Genomic DNA, 16,589 nt, shown 5'->3' with positions numbered 1-16,589 from the left:
ATACCCACGCTGTCACCGCTGCCTGCCTGCGCAGGCGGGAGACGCCGGGGGCCTCTGTGAACGAGCCGTGTCCGGCCTTCGGTTGCCGGCGTCCTGATCGGCTGTGCCGCCCGCCGGTCATCCCCCGGGACGCCATCCTGCGCCCCGCGACTCCCGTCATCGCAGGTCAGGAGGTCCGCCTTCGTGCCGAAGCGCCCGCTGTGGGGACGGCCCCATTCCCCGATCTCCAAATCGTAAGCACATATTCCACACATCCCCCTCTCCAGATGGGTGTCGATGGTCTAGATTGACCTTGCTGCCCATGCTGGGACACGAAGCGACAAATGGTGATGTATGGGTTCGGTGCTGCGGACAGTGAGCAGAAACGTCTCAGCGCCGGGCTCGGGGGTGATCAGCTGTTGGAGCCCGAAGGGGGTTCGGGCGCGGGGAGCATCCGAGGTTTTGGCGGGTTCCTGCGCAACTCAAGGCCAGCAGGACGTGTAAGTCTGTTGCCGCCAAGGTGAGTTGCTCGCGCAACGTCGAAGTATCCGGCATGTCATGCGCGGGGGGCGGTGCCTTCCGGGAGAAGAACAGCGCGCCGTGGGGCGGGGGGCCCTGCGAGGGAGCAACGTTGCGGGAGGCGGGGGCCTCCCGGGGGGAGGAACGGTGTCTGGCAACCACGTCATACCACTGGGAACCGGGGGGTGGCTGTGCGGGAGGGGGGCATAGTCAGCCCCGTTCCGTCGACGCACGAGCGTCTGACGGATGGGGTTATCGGCCAGTCGGCGAACGACTGGGAGCAGCGGTACCGCCGTACCGTGATCACCAGCGACACCGTGACCACCGCCTTCGTGGTGGCGGGGATCGGCGAGTTCTTCGGGGCCCGGGACGCGGCCAACTGGCATGAGAAATGGGGAATTCTGGCGTTCGGCACCGAGCTGCTGGTGCTGGGAGCGCTTGCGGTGGGCCGGGCGTGGGCACCGGCCGTGCTCGGCCAGGGTGCCGAGGAATTCCGCCGGCTGGGGCGCTCGCTGTTCGCGGCGACCGTCGTGCTGGCGCTCGGCGGGATCGCCCTCACCTCGCGCAACATCAAGCTCTGGATCTTCGTCGCGATCCCCGCGATCGCGCTCGTCACCATGACAGCGCGGTATCTGCTCCGCCTCGGGCTGCACAAACAGCGCAAGGAAGGGCAGTGTCTGAGACCGGTGCTCGCTGCCGGGAGCCCGGCCACCGTGCGCGACCTGATCAGCCGCACCCGCAAGTTCCCGCACCTCGGATGGCGGGTGGACGGTGTCTGCACGACGGACGGTAGCGGGCTCGACGGTGACGAACTGGACGGAGTGCCGGTCGTCGGCCGGCTGACGGACGTCGCCAAGTACGTGGAGCACGACGGTTATCGTGTCGTCGCGATCACCCCGGACCCGTACTGGACACCGGACCGGCTGCAGCGGTTGGCCTGGAACCTCGAGGGCAGCGAGGCCGAGATGGTCGTGGCCCCGGTGCTGATGGAGGTGGCCGGCCCGCGGCTGCACGTCGACGCGGTGCTCGGGATCCCGCTGCTGCGGGTCAGCATGCCGACGTTCACCGGGGGCCGCCGGGCGATCAAGGCGGTCGCCGACCGGCTGGGCTCGGCGATCCTGCTGATCCTGTTCGCGCCGCTGATGCTCTTCGTCGGACTGCTCGTGGTGGCGGACAGCCGGGGCGGGGCGTTCTACCGCCAGCGCAGGGTCGGCAAGGACGGCCGCGAGTTCACCATCCTCAAGTTCCGCACCATGGCCGTGGGGGCCGACCGGGCACGTGCCGAGCTGGCCGACCGCAACGAGGGCGCGGGGCTGCTGTTCAAGATGCGCAGGGATCCGCGGGTGACCCGGGTGGGAACAGTGCTGCGCCGGTACTCGCTCGACGAACTCCCGCAGCTGTTCAACGTACTCACCGGATCGATGTCGCTCGTCGGTCCGCGCCCTCCGCTGCCGGAGGAGTCCGCCGCGTACGGCCCGGACATCCGGCGGCGACTGCTGGTCAAGCCCGGCCTCACCGGCCTGTGGCAGATCAGCGGACGCAGTGACCTGCCGTGGGAGGAGGCCGTCCGCCTCGACCTGCGGTACGTGGAGGACTGGTCGCTCGCCCTGGACGCGGTGATCTTGTGGAAGACGCTGCGCGCGGTGCTCTACGGCCAGGGGGCCTACTGATGTGCGGGGGGCGCCGTCCGCACGGCGGGCAGACCGCAGGCCACAAGGGCCTGCCTTGGGGGAGGAACGGGTCATGAGAATCAGCGTGTTCGGGCTCGGCTACGTGGGCTGCGTGTCGGCCACGTGCCTGGCCGGTATGGGGCACGAGGTCATCGGCGTGGACGTCAACCAGGTGAAGGTCGACCTGGTCAACGACGGCAAGGCCCCGGTGGTCGAGGAGCGGATCGGCGAGCTCACCGCCGAGGCCGTGCGGACCGGAGCGCTCCGCGCCACCACCGACGTCCGTGAGGCGATCATGGACAGCGAGGTGTCGCTGATCTGCGTGGGCACCCCGTCGGAGCCCAACGGCAGCCTGTGCACCACCTACTTGGAGCGGGTCACCGAGGAGATCGGCGCCGCGCTGGCGGAGCGGGGCGGGCGGCACACCGTGGTGTTCCGCAGCACCATGCTCCCGGGCACCTGCCTGAACCTCCTGGTGCCCATCCTGGAGAAGAACATCGGCGGCACCGCCGGCGTGGACGTCGGAGTCGCGGTCAACCCGGAGTTCCTGCGCGAGGGCACCAGCGTGCGGGACTTCTTCGACCCGCCCAAGACGGTCATCGGCGAACTCGACCCGGCCAGCGGCGATGTGGTGGCGGCGCTGTACGAGGGCCTGCCCGGCGAGGTGTTCCGGGTGCCGGTCCCGACGGCCGAGGCCATCAAGTACGCGGACAACGCGTTCCACGGCCTCAAGATCGGCTTCGCGAACGAACTGGGCGCGGTGTGCCAGGCGCTCGGAGTGGACTCGCACCAGGTGATCGACGTGTTCCTGGCCGACCGCAAGCTGAACATCAGCCCCGCCTACCTGCGGCCCGGCTTCGCCTTCGGCGGCTCCTGCCTGCCCAAGGACCTGCGCAGCCTGGTCTACGCGGCCCAGCGGGCCGACGTCTCGGTGCCCATCCTCTCCCACGTGCTGCCCTCCAACTCCGACCATCTGCAGCGTGCGGTGGACCTGGTGGAGCGCACCGGCAAGCGCCGGGTGGGCATGTTCGGGCTGTCCTTCAAACCCGGCACCGACGACCTTCGTGAGAGTCCGCTCGTCGAGCTGGCGGAGCGGCTCCACGGCAAGGGGTACGACCTGCGGATCCACGACGCCAACGTGAGCCTCTCCCGGCTGATCGGCGCGAACCGCGAGTACATCGAGACCCGGCTGCCGCACCTCGCGCAACTGCTCGCGGACTCCGTCGAGGAGGTGCTCGACCATGCCGAGGTGTGCCTGGTCGGGACCAAAGACCCGGCCGTCCTCGCGGCCCTGCCGCACGGCGGCGGCCCGATGATCGTCGACCTCATCCACCTTCCCGACGCCGAGACGCGCCGGACCGAACCGGGGTACATAGGCCTTGCTTGGTAACGAAGTCAGCGGCGACGGCACGGGCCGGCGCGCGCTGATCCTGGTGGAGAACCTGTCGGTGCCGTTCGACCGACGGGTGTGGCAGGAGTGCACGACGCTGCGCGACGCGGGCTGGGAAGTGCACGTCATCTGTCCGCAGGGGGAGAAGCGGGACAGGGAGCCGGAGGCGGTGATCGACGGGGTGCGGATCCACCGTTACCCGTTGCGCGCCGCCACCGGAGGCCCGTCCGGCTACCTCAAGGAGTACGGATCGGCGCTCTGGCACACGGCCCGGCTGGCCCGCAAGGTCGGCCCGGTCCACGTGGTGCACGCCTGCAACCCGCCCGACCTGCTGTTCCTGTCGGCCCGTTGGCTGCGGCGGCGCGGCGCACGGTTCGTCTTCGACCAGCACGACCTGGTGCCCGAGCTGTACCTCTCGCGCTTCGACCGCGGCAAGGACCTGCTCTACCGCGCCGTGTGCGCCGTGGAACGGCGCACCTACCGGGCCGCGGACGTCGTGCTCGCCACGAACGAGAGCTACCGGGACGTCGCCGTGAGCCGCGGCGGCAAGCGGCCGGAGGACGTCTTCGTGGTGCGCAGTGCGCCCCAGATCGAGCGGTTCCAACCGGTGCCGCCCGAGCCGGAGTTGAAGCACGGCAAGCCTCATCTGCTGTGCTACCTGGGCGTCATGGGACCGCAGGACGGCGTCGACTACGCCCTGCGCGCCCTCGCGAAGCTCCGCGACGAGTTCGGGCGGACCGACTGGCACGCGGTGTTCGTCGGCTCCGGCGACGCCTTCGACGCGATGGTGGAGTTGTCCCGGCAGCTCGGGCTCACCGAGCAGGTGCAGTTCACCGGGCGCATCCCGGACGCCGATCTGGTGCGCTACCTGTCCACCGCGGACGTGTGCCTCTCTCCCGACCCGCGCAATCCGCTCAACGACGTGTCGACCATGAACAAGGTCCTGGAGTACATGGCGATGGGCCGGCCGATCGTCTCGTTCGACCTGAAGGAGGCGCGCGTCTCCGCCGGTGACGCCGCCGTCTACGCGCCGGCCAACGACGAGGCCCGGTTCGCCGAACTCATCACGGTGTTGCTGGACGATCCCGACAAGCGGGCCGTGATGGGCAAGATCGGCCAGGAACGGATCGGCGGGCAGCTTTCCTGGCGCAACTCGCAGGCGTCGCTGCTCGCCGCCTACGCCGCCGCGTGCCGGGACCGCACAGCGGTGTCGGCGAGCGGTCCGGTGCGCACAAGGAAGAAGAGGCAGCGCAGTTGAACGAAGACACCATCCGTCTCGTCACGATCGGGCGGATACTCCGGCGGCGCTGGCGGCTTCTGGCCGTCCTCGCCGTGGTGGGCGCACTGTTCGGTTACGGCACCTCGGTGCTGGTGTTCCCGCCGCGATACACCGCGTCGGCACCGGTACTGCTGCCAGGTGTCTGGGAGGAACGAGAGCTGCTCACCCAGGTCGACATCGCCACCAGTCTGACCGTGGTCGATCGTGCGGCCGACGCTCTGCACTGGTCCGACGTCAGCCGCTCCGAGCTGCGGGACCACGTGAGCGCCACGGCCGCCGACGGGAACATCGTCACGATCTCGGGTACGGCCGACACCCCGGAGCGCGCGCAGCGGCTCGCCGACGTGGTGGCCCAGCAGTTCGTGCAGTTCGCCGCGGAGGTCGCGGGCAGCAGCGCCGACGCCTCGGTGGCCACACAGACCGAGGCGCTGCGCAAGCAGGTGGCGGAGACCAACCGGCGCATCTCCGACCTGGCCAAGGCGGCCGATCCGGGACAGACCGTGGAGAGCGTTCAGTCCCGCACGGCGCTCGAGAACCTGCGCACCTCGCTGGAGGCGGCCATGAAGAAGCTGGCAGAGGCCGATCCGTCGACCAACAAGTCAGGCATGGTCGTCATGGGGCAGGCCGCCCGGCCCACCGGTGAGGCGCCGCCGACGAGGATTCAGCTCATCGCGGGCGGGGCGCTGGTGTTCTTCCTGCTCGCGGTCGTCGGCCATCTCGTCGCCGCACGGATGAACCGTCGACTGCGCACCGAACCCGAGATCGCCGCGGCACTGGGCTCGACGCCGCTGGGCGCCGTGGACGTGCCCGGTGAATGGCCCGCGCACGGGCCGGAAGGCGGGGGCCGGGGAGCCCGGATCCGCCGGCTCCTCGGCGCCGACACCCGGTGGGACGTACCGGCCCCGCAGATGTCCGGCGACGAGGCCGGCAGACGGCTCCGTTACCGGCGGGTGTGCGCCCGTCTCCGGGAGCAGCTGCCGGCTCCACGGCGGCTGCTGCTCGTCGTACCGGACGGCGACGCGATCGCCCGCCGGGCCGCGGGGCAGCTCCTCGCCGAGGCGAAGAACGATCCGCTGCTGCGGGTGGTGGAGGTGTCGGTGGACCGGCCGATCGTGCCGGACCGAGAGACGGAGAACGGTGCCGTGGTGCTCCTCAGTGCGAACAGCTGGACCGCGGAGGAGCTCGCCGGCATCGCCGAGGCGTGCGCGGACGGCCGGCACGAGGTCGTCGGCGTCGTCGTGGCAGGCCCGGTCCAGGCCCGCCCCGCGCGTTCTGCCGCCGACCTGCCGGACGACGCCACGCTCACGTTCGCGGTTCCCGGCCGCGTGAACGGAGGACGGGCGTGACGACGAACACGACTTCACCGGAGTCGGCGGCCACCCCGCTCCTGGACGTTCAGGCGCTGGTGGTGGCGGTGCGCAGGCGCCGCCGCCTGTGGTGCGCCATGGCGGTCCTGGGCTTCCTGGCCGGCGCGGCGGTGGCGGTGCTGATGCCGCCGCCGCCGAGCGCGACGACCAAGGTGCTGGTCGCCCACGCGGAGGACCAGCCGAACGACACCGGAACGCTGATCCGCACCGACGTCGCGCTGCTGCAGACCACGCGTATCGCCGACGCGGCCCTGAAGTCCCTCAAGTCCCCGGAAAAACCTGAGGACTTCATGAAGGACTACCGGGGCACCGGCCTGACCAACAACCTGCTGCAGATCGATGTGACCGGTGACGACGACGCGCAGGCGGTGGCCCGGGCCAAGGCGCTGGCCGACGCGTTCGTCGCGGACCACGTGCAGCGGATGAAGGCGACCGCGCAGGCCGAGTCCAAAGCCCTGCTCGACCAGCGTGACCGCACGCGAGACGAGCTCGCCAAGGTCAACAAGGAGATCAACGACCGCGCCACCGCAGGCGAGACGACGGGGGCGGCGAGCATCGAGTCGCTCTACGCCCGCCGGGCCGAACTCAACTCGCGGATCGCCGACTTCGACCAGCGCGCCGCCGAGGCCCGCACCGGCACGCCCGCGGTCATCGCCGGCACGCAGATCGTGGACGACCCGAGCGCGGTACGGCACTCCCTGCCCAAGGCCGCTGCCACCGACGCCGGGATCGGGCTCGTCCTCGGGCTCTTCCTCGGGCTCGCGCTGGCCGCGGTCGGCGTGGTGGTCGGGGACCGCCCCGTACTGCGCCGGGACATCGCGGCGAACCTGGGCGCCTCGGTCCTCTCGGAGCTGCCCCGCCGGTCGGGCAGGCCGTGGCAGCGCCGACGGACCCGGCTGGCACGCGAACGGCTCACCGTGTCCCTGGCCCGCACCGCGCGCGGCTCCACGGAACGGTTGTCGCTGCTGGAACTGGGCTGTGCGCGCAGCACGAGCGAGATCGCCCTGAACGTCGCCAGGGCACTGGCGAGCGACGGGCCCGTGGTCGTCGTCGACGGTCTACCGGGCACGGAGCTCTCCGGCCGCCGCCCGAAGTCCGGGGACCCCAGCGTGGTCAGCGGCCAACAGGTCGCGACCGTGCCGGACCACGGGCACCTGCTCGGCGTCGGCTCGGTGGCACCCGGCACCGCGTGGACCGACCTCCAGTACCTCGGCACGCAGACCGTGCTCGTCGTCCGTGCCGGGCACGGCAGCGCCGCATGGCTGCACACCGTGGCGCGGCAACTCGCGGACCAGCGCATCGCGGTGGTCGGTGTGGTGCTGATCGACCCCGACCCGCGGGACCGGACCGACGGCACGCTCTGGGACGGGCTGCACGTAGCGCTGCGGGGGCACAGCGAGCGGACGGCCCGGCAGAACGGTGGGGGTACCTCCCACGCCGTTCAGGCAGTGGGGGACGGCCAGGTGAAGACGGAACGACAGCCGAGGTGGGCCGCACGCGTCCCGGACAGCGACCAGGAGGTGCGGTAGAACATGTGTGGCATCGCAGGGACTTACCGATGGCCGGACGGCAAGATCGTGACCGACCGGCTCACCGACACCCTCGCCCACCGCGGCCCGGACGGGGCGGGCCGCTACGGCCACCCCGTCGGTGACGGCGAGGTGCAGCTCGGGCACCGCCGGCTGTCCATCATCGACCTGTCCGACACCGGCGCCCAGCCGATGGTCTCGGACGGCCTCGTCCTGACGTACAACGGCGAGCTGTACAACGCGCCCGAGCTGCGTGCCGAACTGGCGGCCGCCGGGGTGCGCTTCCGCGGTACCTCCGACACCGAGGTGCTGCTCGAGGCGTGGCGCCGCTGGGGCACGGACTGTCTGCCCCGGCTGCGCGGCATGTTCGCGTTCGGCATCTTCGACGAGCGCACCGGTGAACTGGTGCTGGTCCGCGACCAGTTGGGCATCAAGCCGCTGTTCCTGCTCCGGCGCGGCGGGGGCCTGGTGTTCGCCTCCGAGCTCAAGGCGCTCGCCGCCGCGACCGGCGGCAAGCTGGAGGTGGACCACGGGGCCATGGTGGCCTCGCTGCTCTACTACTGGGTGCCGGACACGCGCTGTGCGTTCCGCGAGGCGGAGAAGCTGCCGCCGGGGAGCTGGCTGCGGTGCCGGCCCGACGGCCGGGTGGAGCGCGGCCGGTTCTGGAACCTGAAGGACGTCGCCGCCGAGGGCCAGGAACGGGCCCGGGCCGGTGAACGGCCGGATATGGCCGCCATCGTCGAGGAGTCGACCCGCAAGCACCTGCTCTCCGACGTACCCGTGGCGACCTTCCTGTCCGGCGGCCTCGACTCGAGCTGGCTGACCGCCCTTGCGGCCCGTCACCAGCCGGGGATCTCCGCCTACACGATCGGGTTCCGCGCCGAGGACGCCAGGTTCGAGGCGATGCCCGACGACCTGCGCTACGCCCGGCAGGTCGCCGAGCGGTTCGGCGTCGACCTCCACGAGATCGAGATCGCCCCGAACGTGCTCGACCTGCTGCCGCAGATGACGTACCACCTGGACGAGCCGATCGGCGACCCCGCCGCGATCAACACCTTCCTGATCTGCCAGGCCGCCCGGGAGGCCGGGGTCAAGGTGATGCTCTCGGGGATGGGTGCCGACGAACTGTTCGCCGGATACCGCAAGCACCTGGCCAACCTGCTCGCCCTGCGCTACCAGCGCGTCCCGCGACCCCTGCGGCGCGGGGTGTCCGCGGCCGTGGACCGGCTGCCGGTCGCCACGTCCCGCCGGGGCCTCAGGTCGGTGCGCTTCGCGAAGCGGTTCCTCTCCTTCGCCGATCTGCCGGAGGAGACCGCGTTCCGGCGCAGCTACACCATGTACGACCAGGACGAGCTGCTCGCCCTGGTCGATCCGGACCTGGCCGGGACGGTCGACGACGTAGTGACCGAACACGCGGACATCTACCAGGACAACGAGCTCGACGACTTCGTCAACCGCATGTGCCTGGGCGACGCCCGGATGTTCCTGCCGGGCCTGAACCTGGCGTACACGGACCGCTCCAGCATGGCCGCGTCGACCGAGGTGCGGGTGCCGTACGTGGACGTCGAGGTGGTCAAGGCGGCGTTCACCGTGCCCGGCGACCGCAAGATCGTCGGACGACAGGGCAAGGCCGTCCTCAAGGAGGCGGCCACCTCGATCCTGCCCCGGGAGATCGTCTACCGGCCCAAGGGCCTGTTCAGCGCCCCGCTGCGGGCCTGGATGAGCCGGGATCTGGCACCGCTGGTACGCGAGGTGGTCAACGACGGCGAGCTCGTGCGTTCCGGGTTCCTGCGCAGGGACGCGCTGGCGCGGATGGTCGCCGAGGACGCCGCCGGGCGCCAGGACTTCTCCAAGCATCTGTGGCATGTGCTGACCCTCGAGTACTGGTACCGCGACGCGACCTCCGGGTCCGGCCAGAGCACTCGGCAAACGGCTTAGGAATCAGGGGACTTCGGTGAAACAGGTCGTACAGAACTACAAGAGCGGCGAGCTGGCGGTGCTCGACGTGCCGGTGCCGGGGTGCAAGCCGGGCGGTGTGCTGGTCCGCAGCGCCTTCTCGCTGATCTCCACGGGGACCGAGCTCATGAAGGTGTCCGAGGCCGGCATGTCGATGCTGGGCAAGGCCCGCTCCCGCCCTGACCAGGTGGCCAAGGTCATGCAGAGTGTGGCCACCAACGGGGTGCCCGCCACCTACCGCAAGGTGATGGGCAAGCTGGACTCGTACACACCGCTGGGCTACTCGTTGTGCGGGGTGGTCGAGGAGGTCGGCGCCGGGATCGACGACGTGAAGGTCGGCGACCTCTTGGCCTGCGCCGGCAACGAGCACGCGTTGCACGCCGAGCTGAACTGGGTGCCGAAGAACCTCTACGCACCGGTGCCGGACGGCCTCGCGCCGCGGCACGCGGCCTTCGGCACCGTCGGGTCGATCGCGATGCAGGGCGTCCGCCAGGGCGAGCCGCAGCTCGGCGAAGTGGCCCTCGTCATCGGCCTCGGCCTGATCGGGCAGTTGGTGGTGCAGCTCCTGGCCGCCTCGGGAGTCCGCGTCGTCGGCGCCGACCCCGACCCGGTGCGCTGCGAGCTCGCCGAGCGCCTGGGCGCCGCGGCCTGCGGCGACCCCGCCTCCGCCGCCGTGGAGAACGCCGTCGCCGAACTCACCGACGGACACGGCGTCGACCAGGTGTACCTGGCCGCCGGCGGCGGCAGCAACCAGCCCGTCGAGCTGGCCGCCAAGCTGGCCCGGGACCGCGGCCGGGTCGTCGACATCGGCAAGTGCCGCCTGGACCTGCCGTGGAACGCGTACTACGAGAAGGAACTCGACGTCCGGTTCTCGCGTTCGTACGGCCCCGGGCGCTACGACCCGTCGTACGAGCTGGAGGGGCGCGACTACCCGATCGGCTACGTCCGCTGGACCGAGCGCCGCAACCTGGCCTGCTTCCTCGACCTCGCCGCCCGCGGCAAGGTCGACGTGGAGCCCCTGATCTCCCACGTCGCCGACTTCGACGACGCCGTCGAGACCTACCAGCGCCTGAAGGACGGCGAGCTGAAGGCCATCACCGCGCTGTTCCGGTACCCCGCACAAGATGCCCAGGAGGCCGAGGCACCGTCGGTGACGGTGCCCGCCGTGAACGTGAAGCCGCGTCCCGCCCCGGCCGCCAAGACCTCGGTGCGTCTCGCGTTCGTCGGCGCTGGGAACTACGCCACATCGATGCTGCTGCCGCACCTCGCCCAGCGCGAGGGCGTCGAGCTGTCGACCGTCGTCACCACGACGTCGCTGTCCGGAGCCAACGCGCAGCGGAAGTTCGGCTTCGCCGAGGCGACCACCGACCTCGACGCCGTGCTCGGCGACAAGTCCATCGACGCGGTGTTCGTGGTCACCCGGCACAGCTCGCACGCCGAACTGACGCGGCAGGCACTGCTGGCCGGCAAGACCGTGTTCGTGGAGAAGCCTCTGGCGCTCACCGAGGACGAACTGGCCGGTGTGCTCGCGGCGGTGGAGGAGTCCGGCAACGACCGGCTCCAGGTGGGCTTCAACCGCCGGTTCGCGCCGCTGCTCCAGGAGGCCAAGCAGCACTTCGGCGCCCGGAGCGGCCCGGCCAACCTCCGCTACCTGGTCAACGCGGGCCGCCTCACGCACGGCAGCTGGTACCTCCAGCAGGGCACCGAGGGCTCGCGGTTCGCCGGCGAGGGCGGACACTTCATCGACACGGCGAGCTGGCTGCTCGACGCGGACCCGGTGTCGGTGTACGCGACCGCCACGTCCGGCAACGAGGACCTGCAGGTCGTGCTGCGCTACCCGGACGGTTCCACCGCCACCATCAGTTATGTCACCACCGGGCCGTCCGGCTTCCCCAAGGAGACGCTGGACCTGGTCGCGGACGGCCGCGCGCTGCGACTCGACGACTTCGTGCGCGCCTCGGTGTACGGGCGTAAGAAGTGGGTCAGTTCGCGGCTGCCCAAGGCGCGGGACAAGGGTCAGAACGCCGAACTGGCCGCGTTCGTCAAGGCGGTTCGGACCGGCGGGCCGATGCCGGTGCCGCTGGAGTCGCTGGTCGCCACCACGGCGGCCACCCTCGCCGTGCAGGCCGGCCTGGCCGGTGGCGTGCCGGTGACGTTGACGAGGTCCCGATGACCATGAGCGTGGGCTGGTACCTCCGGCGGCTGTCCCGGATGGGGCCGCAGGAGGTCGCGGGCCGGGTGGGCGACACGGTGCGCAGGCGGCGCTGGCGGTCGGCGCCGCCCGACTGCCCGAGCGTGACCGGCGCCCGGTTCACCGCCGTACTGCCCGCCGGGGCGATCTCCGCCGTACCCGCCGACGCCGCGAAACGCCTCATCGCCGAGGCGGACCGGCTGATGGACGGGCACGCCGAGTTCTTCGGCGTGGTCCGCGACGACCTGGCCGACCCGGACTGGTGGCGCGACCCGAAGACCGGGCGCCGGGCCCCCTCGGGCTACGCCTTCGACGTGCCGTACCGCAGCGAGGACGCGGTCGGGGACATCAAGCAGATCTGGGAGCCGTCCCGGCACCAGTACCTCACCCGGCTCGCGGCCGCCTACGCGATCACCGGGAACGAGCGGTACGCCGAGCGCGTGGCCGAGCATCTGCGGTCGTGGTGGTCGGCCAACCCGCCGCTGCGCGGCGTCCACTGGATCAGCGGCATCGAGCTGGGCATCCGGCTGCTGTCCTGGGTGTGGATCCGCCGGCTGCTCGACGGCTGGCCGGGCGCGGCCGACCTGTTCGAGGGCAACCCGGTGGCGCGGAACCAGATCTGGCACCACCAGCGCTGGCTGGCCGCCTTCCCCAGCCGGGGCTCTTCGGCGAACAACCACGTCATCGCCGAGACCGCCGGTCAGTTCGCCGCGGCCTGCGCGTTCGACTGGTTCCCCTCCTCGACGCGCTGGCGAGCCGACGCGCTGCGCTCGCTGGACCGGCAGCTGCGCGGCAACACCCATCTCTCCGGCCTCAACCGCGAGCTGGCCACCGAGTACCACGGACTGGTCCTGGAGCTCGGCCTGGCCGCGCTGGCCGAGGCGGACGCCGCCGCGGTGCCGGTCCCCGCGTCCGTCCGTCTTGTGCTGCTGCGCATGACCGACGCGCTCGCGGCCATCGTGGACAACCGGCTCCGGCCGCCGCGGCAGGGGGACGCGGACGACGGGCACGGTCTGATCGTGGACGGCGCGGGCACCGACCGCTGGGCCTCGCTGCTGGCCACCGGGGACGCCGTGTTCGGCCGGCTCGACTGGTGGCCGGAGGTGACCGCCACCGATGTGCGCACCCCGCTGCTGGCCGCGCTCGTCAAACCCACCGAACTGTCCGTGACCCGCCCGGCGAGCCGACCGGCCCACTTCGCCGACGCGGGCATGACGATCCTGCGCGGCCCGGAGGAGATCTGGTGCCGCTGCGACGGCGGGCCGCACGGCTTCCTGTCCATCGCCGCGCACGCCCACGCGGACGCGCTGTCCGTGGAGGTCCGGCACGACGGGGTCGACGTGCTCGCCGACCCGGGGACGTACTGCTACCACGGGCAGCCCGAGTGGCGGCAGTACTTCCGCTCCACCCTCGGCCACAACACCCTGCAGCTGGACGGTGGTGACCAGTCCGTCTCCGGTGGCCCGTTCCTGTGGACCCGGCATGCCGAGAGCCGTGTCCTGGTCGCGGACGCGTCCGGTGAGGTGGCCCGCTGGTCCGCCGAGCACGACGGCTACCAGGGGTCCGTGCACCGCCGCCGGGTGGAACTGACCGCCGAGAGGCAGGAGTTGAAACTGATCGACGAGGTGAGCGGTCCCCGCCGGACCGTGCGGCTGGCGTTCCACCTCGGCCCGGCGATCACCGCCGACCTGGCCGGCAACCGGGCCCGGCTCACCTGGACCCGCGACGGCGAGGACCGCTCCGCCGTACTCGACCTGCCCGCGCAACTGTCCTGGCAGGCGCACCGCGGCGAGAGCGAGCCGCCGCTGGGCTGGTACTCCGCCGGATTCGGGCGCAAGGAACCCGCCACCACCCTGATCGGAACCGGCTCCACCGACGGCACGGAGGGTTTCACCACCGTGCTCGGGTTCCGCGGCTAGGGGGCGCGTGGTGATCAAGAGGCGGCCCTGGGCGCTGGCGGTGGCACCGCTCGCGCTGGCCCTGCTGGCGGCGACCGGCTGTGACAGCGGCACGCCGAAAGCCGACGCGAAACCGACCGCCGTACCGACCACGTCCGGGGCGCTCTCCACGTCCGTGGCCCGGGTGTGCGCCAACCCAGCGACCGGGCCGGCCAAGGCACCGGCGGGTGCGGTGACGGTCGACCCCGCGAAGGTCGGTGACCTGGCGGCCAAGACCAAGAGCCACCCCCCGAACACCACGTTCTGGCTCCGAACCGGCAAGCACAGGCTCGACCCGGACCGCTACGCCCAGGTCGTCCCGAAGAAGGGGGACCGCTACCTCGGTGCACCGGGCGCGGTGCTCGACGGCGGGAAGAAGAACCAGTACGCGTTCAGCGGCAGTGCCCGTGACGTCACCATCCGCTACCTGACCGTGCAGCGTTTCGTGGCGCCGTCGGACGAGGGCGTGGTCAACCATGACTCGGCCGACGGGTGGGTGGTCGAGGACTCGACGATCCAGGACAACGACGGTGCCGGGCTGATGGCCGGTGCCCGCCAGCAGGTCCGCGCCAACTGCCTGCGCAACAACGGCCAGTACGGCATGAACGCGTACAAGGGCAGTGGCCGTATCACCGGCCTGGTGGTCGAGGGCAACGAGATCGTCGGCAACAACACCGGTGACTGGGAGCGGCGCAAGCCGGGCTGCGGCTGCACCGGAGGCATCAAGTTCTGGGAAGTCGACGGCGCCGACGTACGCGGGAACTGGGTGCACGACAACCGGGGAACAGGATTGTGGGCGGACACCGACAACAACGACTTCCTCATCGAGAACAACGTGATCGAGGCCAACGACGGTGCCGCGCTGATCTACGAGATCAGCTACAACGCGATCATCCGGAACAACACGATCCGGCGGAACAACTGGGTCGAGGGCCGCAAGGCGGCCGACAAGGGTGACAGTTTCCCGTTCGCGACCGTCTACCTGTCCGAGTCGGGCGGGGAACCTCGGATCAAGGCCCGCACCGACAAGATCGAGATCTCTCGGAACCTGCTGGAGAACAACTGGTCCGGGATCACCCTGTGGGAGAACGCCGACCGGTTCTGCAACAGCCCGGCCAACACCTCGTCCGGTGACTGCACGTTGCTGGTGAAGAAGACCGGCAGCTGCGCGAAGCCGGCGATCGACAGGGCGCCGCTCTACGCCGACTGCCGATGGAAGACCCAGCGGGTGGACATCCACGACAACCGCTTCGTGCTGGACATGTCCGTCGTGAAATGCACGACGAAGTGCGACCGGATGGCGGTGCTGTCCAACTACGGCACCTATCCGGACTGGTCGCCGTACAAGGGCGAGAGCGTGGCCGATGCCATCACCACCAAGCAGCACAACCGCTGGCACGACAACGTCTACGTCGGACCATGGAAGTTCGTCGCCCACGACCCGGCCCGCGTGCTCGACTTCACGCAGTGGCAGGGCACGCCGTACCAGCAGGACACGGGCAGCACCCTCGCCCCCGACCCGAAGGCCGGTGGCTGAGATGGAGCCAGAGCGCACGCCGAAGATCGTGGGGGTGGTCTGGGGGCTGCTGGTCCTCAACACGCTCGGCTCCGCCGGGGCGAAGACCATCGTCCCGTTGCCCCGCTCCCTCATCCAGATGGTCACCATGGGCTCGCTGGTCGCCGCGTTCGCGCTGGCGCTCGCGGTCAACGCCCGGTTGCGCATCCGAGCCAGCGCGTACGTGTTCCTGCTCACCCTGCTGCTGGTGACGAGCGTGATCTCCAGCGCTCATCTGGAGTCCGGGTTCGGCGCGCTGTTCCGCTGCTTCAGGCTGACGCTCTTCGTCGGCACGCTGTGGCTGCTCAGCCGCTGGTGGGGCGACAGCCTGACGTTCGTACGGCACCACATCCGGATGTACTTCGCGGTGCTCGGGTCGGTAGCCCTCGGCCTGGCCGTCTCACCGGGCATGGCCCTGCCCGACCTCTACGGCGGGCGGCTGGTCGGCGCGCTGTGGCCGCTCACCCCGCCGCAGATCGGCCAGTACGCCGCGGTGATCGTCGGGCTCACCGTGCTGCTCCTCCTGGGCCGGCGGACCGACAGGACCAGCGCGGCGGTGGTCATCGTGCCGTCACTCGTCCTGCTCGCCCTGACCCATACCCGGACGGCCACGCTCGGCCTGCTCCTCGGGCTGGTGCTGGCGATCGGCTCGCTCCTGTTCACCAGTGCCGCGGCCCGCCGCTTCTTCGCCTGGGCGGTGGTGTGCGCCACGGTGGCCGCGGTGGGGTTCGCCTCCGCGCTGCAAGCGTGGTTCCTGCGCGGACAGAGCAAGGACAACTTCTCCAGCCTCACCGGTCGCGCCAAGGTCTGGGACGCCCTGCTGGCCGCGCCCCGCTCGACCGGGGAGAAGCTGTTCGGCGTGGGACTGGGCGACAAGTCGTTCGGCGGTCTGCCGATCGACAACAGCTGGCTGGCCGTCTACAACGAGCAGGGCCTGATCGGCGTCGCCCTCGTCGGGGCGATCATCATCGTGCTGGGCGGCGTCGCGTTGCTGCGGCCACCGTCGCTGCAGCGGGCCTGCGCGATCTTCCTGATCAGCTACTGCGCGATCGCGTCGTACACCGAGGCCGGTCTCGGCGACGCCTCGCCGTATCTGCTGCATCTGGCCCTGGCCGCCTCGCTGTTGGCGACACCTGCCGAGGCCACCCCCCTCGGGACGCCCGCAATCCCTCGACAACGCGTCCCACGCTGGGCCCGGAGATCGGAGGTGAGGTGAG

Annotated in this window: 10 protein-coding genes; all 10 read left to right on the top strand. The window is 70.9% G+C overall.

What is annotated here, in order from left to right:
- Positions 1 to 689 precede the first annotated feature (689 nt).
- The 10 genes from ABZT02_RS17855 to ABZT02_RS17810 all read left to right on the top strand — a co-directional run bounded on the left by ABZT02_RS17855 (position 690) and on the right by ABZT02_RS17810 (position 16,588).
- A complete protein-coding gene (locus tag ABZT02_RS17855) occupies positions 690 to 2,168 on the top strand; it encodes a sugar transferase (RefSeq protein WP_356019008.1) in 1,479 nt (492 codons plus the stop codon).
- 73 nt (positions 2,169 to 2,241) lie between these two features.
- Positions 2,242 to 3,558 (top strand): nucleotide sugar dehydrogenase, encoded by a 1,317-nt coding sequence (locus tag ABZT02_RS17850; RefSeq protein ID WP_356018825.1) that lies wholly within the window; start codon positions 2,242 to 2,244, stop codon positions 3,556 to 3,558.
- On the top strand, positions 3,548 to 4,816 hold the full coding sequence (locus tag ABZT02_RS17845; protein ID WP_356018824.1) for a glycosyltransferase family 4 protein: 1,269 nt from the start codon (positions 3,548 to 3,550) through the stop codon (positions 4,814 to 4,816). The genes ABZT02_RS17850 and ABZT02_RS17845 overlap by 11 nt, the downstream gene beginning before the upstream one ends.
- Entirely contained in the window at positions 4,813 to 6,183 is a 1,371-nt protein-coding gene (locus tag ABZT02_RS17840) for a Wzz/FepE/Etk N-terminal domain-containing protein (RefSeq protein WP_356018823.1), read from the top strand. The genes ABZT02_RS17845 and ABZT02_RS17840 overlap by 4 nt, the downstream gene beginning before the upstream one ends.
- On the top strand, positions 6,180 to 7,733 hold the full coding sequence (locus tag ABZT02_RS17835; RefSeq protein WP_356018822.1) for a Wzz/FepE/Etk N-terminal domain-containing protein: 1,554 nt from the start codon (positions 6,180 to 6,182) through the stop codon (positions 7,731 to 7,733). The genes ABZT02_RS17840 and ABZT02_RS17835 overlap by 4 nt, the downstream gene beginning before the upstream one ends.
- Positions 7,734 to 7,736: 3 nt before the next feature.
- Positions 7,737 to 9,671, top strand: coding sequence for an asparagine synthase (glutamine-hydrolyzing) (gene asnB, locus ABZT02_RS17830; protein ID WP_356018820.1), 1,935 nt, complete (start codon positions 7,737 to 7,739; stop codon positions 9,669 to 9,671).
- A 16-nt stretch (positions 9,672 to 9,687) separates the two neighbouring features.
- Positions 9,688 to 11,862, top strand: a complete 2,175-nt coding sequence (locus ABZT02_RS17825) for a bi-domain-containing oxidoreductase (RefSeq protein ID WP_356018819.1) — start codon at positions 9,688 to 9,690, stop codon at positions 11,860 to 11,862.
- Positions 11,859 to 13,799 (top strand): alginate lyase family protein, encoded by a 1,941-nt coding sequence (locus tag ABZT02_RS17820; protein WP_356018818.1) that lies wholly within the window; start codon positions 11,859 to 11,861, stop codon positions 13,797 to 13,799. The genes ABZT02_RS17825 and ABZT02_RS17820 overlap by 4 nt, the downstream gene beginning before the upstream one ends.
- A 7-nt stretch (positions 13,800 to 13,806) precedes the next feature.
- Complete coding sequence (locus ABZT02_RS17815) at positions 13,807 to 15,354, top strand: right-handed parallel beta-helix repeat-containing protein (RefSeq protein ID WP_356018817.1); 1,548 nt, start codon at positions 13,807 to 13,809, stop codon at positions 15,352 to 15,354.
- A gap of 1 nt (position 15,355) precedes the next feature.
- Positions 15,356 to 16,588 carry an O-antigen ligase domain-containing protein gene (locus tag ABZT02_RS17810; RefSeq protein WP_356018815.1) on the top strand — a complete coding sequence of 411 codons (1,233 nt, stop codon included), beginning with the start codon at positions 15,356 to 15,358 and terminating at the stop codon, positions 16,586 to 16,588.
- The last annotated feature ends 1 nt before the right edge of the window (position 16,589 follow it).

This window comes from Streptomyces sp. NPDC005402 (genome assembly GCF_040606575.1).
Classification (GTDB): Bacteria; Actinomycetota; Actinomycetes; order Streptomycetales; family Streptomycetaceae; genus Streptomyces.
This window is presented reverse-complemented; position numbering and strand designations above follow the sequence as displayed.

Coding starts and splice junctions, on each gene's coding strand:
- ABZT02_RS17850 (WP_356018825.1), top strand. CDS start 2,242: ATGAGAATCAGCGTGTTCGGGCTCGGCTACGTGGGCTGCGTGTCGGCC.
- asnB (WP_356018820.1), top strand. CDS start 7,737: ATGTGTGGCATCGCAGGGACTTACCGATGGCCGGACGGCAAGATCGTG.
- ABZT02_RS17820 (WP_356018818.1), top strand. CDS start 11,859: ATGACCATGAGCGTGGGCTGGTACCTCCGGCGGCTGTCCCGGATGGGG.
- ABZT02_RS17810 (WP_356018815.1), top strand. CDS start 15,356: ATGGAGCCAGAGCGCACGCCGAAGATCGTGGGGGTGGTCTGGGGGCTG.